At 63.1% G+C, this 1,576-nt stretch carries 2 protein-coding genes; both read left to right on the top strand.

The genetic code is table 11. The features are described 5' to 3' along the window. The first annotated feature begins 44 nt into the window (after window positions 1-44). Window positions 45-1,007, top strand: coding sequence for a 5-deoxy-glucuronate isomerase (gene iolB, locus ACH2EI_RS16870; protein ID WP_395160892.1), 963 nt, complete (start codon window positions 45-47; stop codon window positions 1,005-1,007). Window positions 1,008-1,009: 2 nt separating this feature from the next. Continuing rightward, window positions 1,010-1,576, top strand: a 567-nt coding sequence (locus ACH2EI_RS16865; RefSeq protein ID WP_395160890.1) for a hypothetical protein, incomplete at its 3' end; no start/stop codon positions are given.

Here is a 1,576-nt window from a genome sequence, read left to right as displayed (position 1 = left end):
CGTCCCGTTGCGATTCGCGAGATCGACGCACAGGAGAACCAGTCATGACCGAACCTGTTTCCGAATCTGCTGCTGAACAGCGGTCCCACTCGGGCCAGCCTCTCCGCCACGCCCGCCCGGTTGGTCCAATGCGTGAAACCGACATGAGTCATCACCGGTCGCGCAACCCTGACGGCACGGTGCGGATTGATATCACGCCGGAAAATTCGGGTTGGGACTTTCTCAGTTTTGCCGTCGTTGAGCTCGATGCAGGGGACACCCACACCGATCAGCGTGACGGTCAAGAGACGGCGATCGTTCCGCTGCGCGGTGCTGGAACCGTGCGCGCTGGCGGCCAGACGTTCGAGATCGGTCGGACCTCGGTGTTCGAAGAGATGCCGCACATTGTCTATGTCACCCCCGGCGACGCAATTGAAGTCGTCGCAGCCGTTGGCGGGTTCGAGTTCTCGATCGGGTCGGCCGAAGCCGTCGGTAAGTACCCGACACGGCTGATGGAGCCGAGTGAGATGAAGCAGGAGCTGCGTGGCGGTGGCGCTGCGTATCGCCACGTCAACCACGTACTCGCCCCGCCGATCAAGGCCGAGCGGCTCATCTTGTATGAGGTGTATGTCCCGCGTGGGACATGGTCTGGTTGGGCGCCACACCGCCACGACGGTCGCGACGGCTCGCCATACCTCGAAGAGGTGTACTACTTCCGCACCCAGCCCGACAACGGCTTCGTGATGCAGCGCAACTGGACCGATGAAGAGAATTTCGACGAGCTGTTCACTGCCCGTAACGGTGAGGCCGTACTCGTCACCAAGGGCTACCACTCGTCGGTCGCCTGCCCCAGCTCGCACATGATGTTCCTCAACTACCTTGCTGGCGAGCTGTACGACGACGAGCGCACGACACCGCCGTGCTTCGACGAAGCACACACGTGGATCCAAGACGACTGGGACCATGAGGCATGGGAGCTCCCCGTCGTTCGCCCCCCTGACTCTGCTGGCTCAGCGACACAGGGCTGACCGTGGCGTTGTCCGACCTGTCGAATGCTGATGGGAAGTTTTCGATCCTCGCGATTGACCATCGCGACTCACTTCGCCAGTTTCTCCGACCGGATGACCCTGACTCGTTGACCGCACAAGAGATCACTGCGCTGAAGATCGAACTGGTGCGCACGATTGCCGACCTGGCCACGGGAGTGATGCTCGAACCCGAGTACTCGATCCCGCAGGTCCTCGACGCTGGGGCGCTGCCCGAAGGTGTTGGTTTCCTGGCAGCACTCGAGTCGCAGGGCTACCTTGATGATCCGGGCGCCGGGGTGACGACGATTCTCGACGGCTGGTCAGTCGATCAGGCCGCTGCGTCGGGTGCCGCGTCGGCAAAGCTTCTGCAGTCGTACCACCCGGACCGGCCACTCGCCCGGGCGCAGGAAGCGGTGGCCGCTGGCATCCTCGCCGACTGTCGACGAGTCGGGTTGCCGCTGGCAATGGAACCGCTGTTCTATGACCTGGACTCCCCGGAGGATCGGCCCCGCGTCGTCGTCGAAACGGCACGCCGATTCGCGGCGCTTAGCCCCGACCTCCTCAAACTG

The sequence above is a fragment of the Ilumatobacter sp. genome (assembly GCF_041688325.1).
Classification (GTDB): Bacteria; Actinomycetota; Acidimicrobiia; order Acidimicrobiales; family Ilumatobacteraceae; genus Ilumatobacter_A.
This window is presented reverse-complemented; position numbering and strand designations above follow the sequence as displayed.